Annotated in this window: 3 protein-coding genes; 1 reads left to right on the forward strand and 2 read right to left on the reverse strand. The window is 36.1% G+C overall.

Annotated features, from left to right (window positions below; genetic code table 11):
• Window positions 1-771: hypothetical protein (locus AB3X49_RS19235; protein WP_367964086.1), on the forward strand; the 771-nt coding region annotated here is incomplete at its 5' end.
• Between the two features lie 48 nt (window positions 772-819).
• Here the strand turns inward: AB3X49_RS19235 and AB3X49_RS19240 are convergent.
• Together AB3X49_RS19240 and AB3X49_RS19245 are read right to left on the reverse strand one after the other, a co-directional pair.
• Window positions 820-1,119 (reverse strand): hypothetical protein, encoded by a 300-nt coding sequence (locus AB3X49_RS19240; protein WP_367964088.1) that lies wholly within the window; start codon window positions 1,117-1,119, stop codon window positions 820-822.
• A gap of 99 nt (window positions 1,120-1,218) precedes the next feature.
• On the reverse strand, window positions 1,219-3,585 hold the full coding sequence (locus tag AB3X49_RS19245; RefSeq protein WP_367964091.1) for a DUF6359 domain-containing protein: 2,367 nt from the start codon (window positions 3,583-3,585) through the stop codon (window positions 1,219-1,221).
• Window positions 3,586-3,727: the final 142 nt, after the last annotated feature.

Raw genomic sequence — 3,727 nt, forward strand, 5'->3', positions numbered from 1 at the left:
GGATTAGCTCTTATTTCTATTTATCATTATTATTATGTAATTCGTTATTTAGGAGACGCAACGAATGGGGCTATAGCAACTGCTTTTAAATGGATAGGGTTTCGTAATAATGAAATGGATATTTATTTATTATTAATGCCTGTTATTGCAAGTTTACCATTTAGTACGAGTTATAATTCCGATAAATCCGATGGTTTCAAAACTTTTATAAGTAAGGAAATTTCCCTATTCTCGTATTCCTTTACAAAGTATATCGTTACATTTTTCTGCGGGGGATTTCTTTATACTTTACCGTTCATTCTTTCTTTATTACTTTGCAAATTAACAATTCCAAATGGAGATCCAACTGTCGGTACTAGCATGATAAATGGCAACGGAATGTTCGCAGAGTTATATTTCTCTTCTCCCATCACTTATATTTATCTATATATTGGGATTAATTTTTTATTCGCTGGTTTAATGGCCCTCTTAGGTTTAGCAGCGTCCACATGGTCACAAAAGGATTACATGGCACTTCTATTCCCATTGGCAGTTACTTCCATTCCCTTCGTCCTGCTAAATACAATATTCCCTACAATAGGCGGAGCACCTATTCACTTATATGATCCAAAACAACCATTACACGGGATGTCACCATACATTTTACAATGTACATTTTTCTTCCTTGTCAGCTTATTTATGTACATAAAAGGATTACAACGGGACAAAAAAAGATATATGAGAAGACTTCAAAAACGAGATCGATGTAGAAAATCTTTTCAGCCATTGTAAAAACCTAATTTCCTCACGTTATCTTGGAAATTAGGTTTTTTTATTCATTTACGGCGTACCAGCCAATCCCCACAAAATAACAACAGTCGCAAAATAAATGGCTTTAATAGCTACCACTAAACATAATGCAATAATTGCATATTTACTTAATTCTCTTTTTGCACCGATTAAAGTAAAAATAACCGCCAAACTAAACGTTATATAGGAAGTTGCTGTATTTATTAAGTAATACATACTATCTAGATTCTGTGTAAGCCCTGTTATATCAGCTACAAACTGAAGCATGACGATCGTACTAAAAAAAATTGCAAGCTGATTCATTAATTTTCCGTTTAACCATGCTTGCATCTTTAACCCCCTCATTATAAAAAACTGAATTTTTAATTAATTTTAACATGATTTTTACAGAAAAAGAACGCTTAGTATATTTCTAAGCGTTCCCCTACTTTAAGAAGCCTTCTTCAAATCAATTTGAACAAGTACTGGATCGTGGTCACTTACACGTCCATGTTCTTTCATAATGTTTGAGTTTAAGTGTACAGGGTCTACAATTGTGTGCGGTGCGATGTTATTCGTTACTAAAATATGATCTAGCACTTGTGCGTTACCTTCATGAATGTACGTGTAGCGGTTCTCTTTCGGCACTGTGTTTAACATATCTTTTAATATCGTTCCCTCTAGTGCTTCTAAAGGTTTAGAGAATTCAAAGTCATTCATATCACCTAATACAACAACTGGTGCATTTGTATTCTTTTCTTGAATACCTTGTACGAAATGATTCACTTCTTGTGCTAATTGAACTCGTTTTTCTTCACTCTTTAATACGAGCGGCTGCACTTTTCCAAATGGCGTTGCATCTCCTAGTTTTGAGTTTAAGTGATTTGAAATGACAACAACATTTTGTCCTTGGAACGTAAATTCTGCCGCTAACGGTTTACGTGTACTTTCAAATAAAGGATTTTCGTCTCCAATACGAACTACATTTTTATCTAGTAACTTCGGTACTGTCGCTAATTTCACACGAGATGGGTTATAGAAGAAACCGACGCGAATATTCGCTCCAGGTGCCCCGCCGTCTTGATTGTTGTTCGGCGCAATTTCTACATACTCATACTTCGGTCCACGAATTTCTAATACAGCATCAATGATACGTTTTGCGCTTAAAGATGCATCAGTCGTACCGTCATTGATTGCTCCATTATTATCTTGCATCTCTTGTACACCGATAATATCAGGCATTTTTAAATTATATTTAATAGAATAAGCTAACGCTTTTACTTTTTCATCTGTTGTTTCTTTTTTGTTCGCTGAGAAGTTTTCAATGTTATATGTAGCAACTGTTAACTTATCAAGACGCGGCTGAATATTTGCCCCTACTTGCTTAAATCCGCCGTCCACTACAGATGGTAATTCCGTTACTGGCGAAATGCGGAACGAACCGTAGTCATATCCTACTACGCCTGTTATATCTCCAGTGAACGTATCGCCTACTTTCGCGACATAATCACGAGGTACTTTTACAGAAAGGCGCTCTGGATTTAATTGCTCTTTATCTAATAAAGGTGTACCATACTTCGTTACTACTTTATCTCCGCCATTTTTTACTGTTACATATAAATTACCGTTTTTCTGCGGAGCGATAATTTTTGGCGTTGGCATCGTAACGCGCATACCTTCTACACTTTCATAAAAGTCGATTGCATCTTCATTTGGATCAAATAGACCGAATGCATCATTATCGATAATTTGATCAGGGATTTTTACACCGTTTTCTCCTAATACAATCGGCGCTGGTAAAGGTTGATCTTTTGCGATTACAGCAACGCGGCTCGCTTTAATTTCCGTCGTCGTTAAATCTGTGTCAAACCTTTCTGCATATCCAGGCCCAACATATTCTTCTACTTCTCCATCAACTTGGACAAGATCTCCTACTGCTACATTCGCATCTTTTTTGTATACGTAAATACCTTCAGAAGTAGCTGGATCATTATCCGGCTGATTATCTTCTATATAAAAACCATTTTTATCAAGCGCTGTGACAACGCCTTCCACATTGTTTACTTTCTTCCCATTGTAAGGAGAAATATGTGATTTCCCTTGAATATCATGAATACGAACTGGTTCATTATTTACGATTATAAATGAAAATGTCGAAACTGCTGAAGAAGTAAGCCCTTCTTTTTCAGCGATTGCTTTCACTACACTATTTTCATTCACTACAATTTGTCCGTTATAACGAACGCTTTTATTTGTAGGATTAGAGCCATCTAACGTATAGTAGATTGTTGCTCCTTCTGTATTCGTTGTTAATGTTACTGCTGTTCCTTTTGCAACTTCCCCACCATTTGGTGATGCCACTACATCGCTAACGCGGTTTTGTTCTTCTCCTTGAAACTTATGAGCTGTTACTGATTTTAAACCTGGGCTACCGAAATATAACTCAAGCGTCCCTGTCAACCTAACTTTCTTCCCGATATTTTCAGGATGGTCTTTCACATTTACTGCCGATCTCACATCGCCTTTTGGCAATTGAACAGGCATGATTTTGTCTGGATTCGTTTCGTTTGGCGAATCGGCAATTGCCACGTTTGTGTCGTCAAACTTAGCCGGATCTTTCGTGTATTTAGAAGGACTTTGCGTATACCCAACGATATATCCTTCCACTATCCCCTTCGTTTTCCCTTGCTGCTTAAATACTTGAATTGCTTTCTCTACTGACATAGAAGTAGTTTCTTCCGCCTGCGCTAAAGTTCCAGTAAATGAAAGCAATAGCAATAATGATAAAAAGACACTTAATAATTTCTTCACAGCCATTTCCCTCTCCCTATTTCATATTTTCTCAACATTTCTATCATATCAAATGATTCGTTATATAGAACTATATTTCGACAAGTTTTACACAAAATTTATTTAATTTACAAGTTTTCAAACTATAATACAAAATAACTTATATAGC

Origin of the sequence: Bacillus sp. C30 (genome assembly GCF_040838255.1) — a bacterium.
Lineage (GTDB): Bacteria > Bacillota > Bacilli > Bacillales > Bacillaceae_G > Bacillus_A > Bacillus_A mycoides.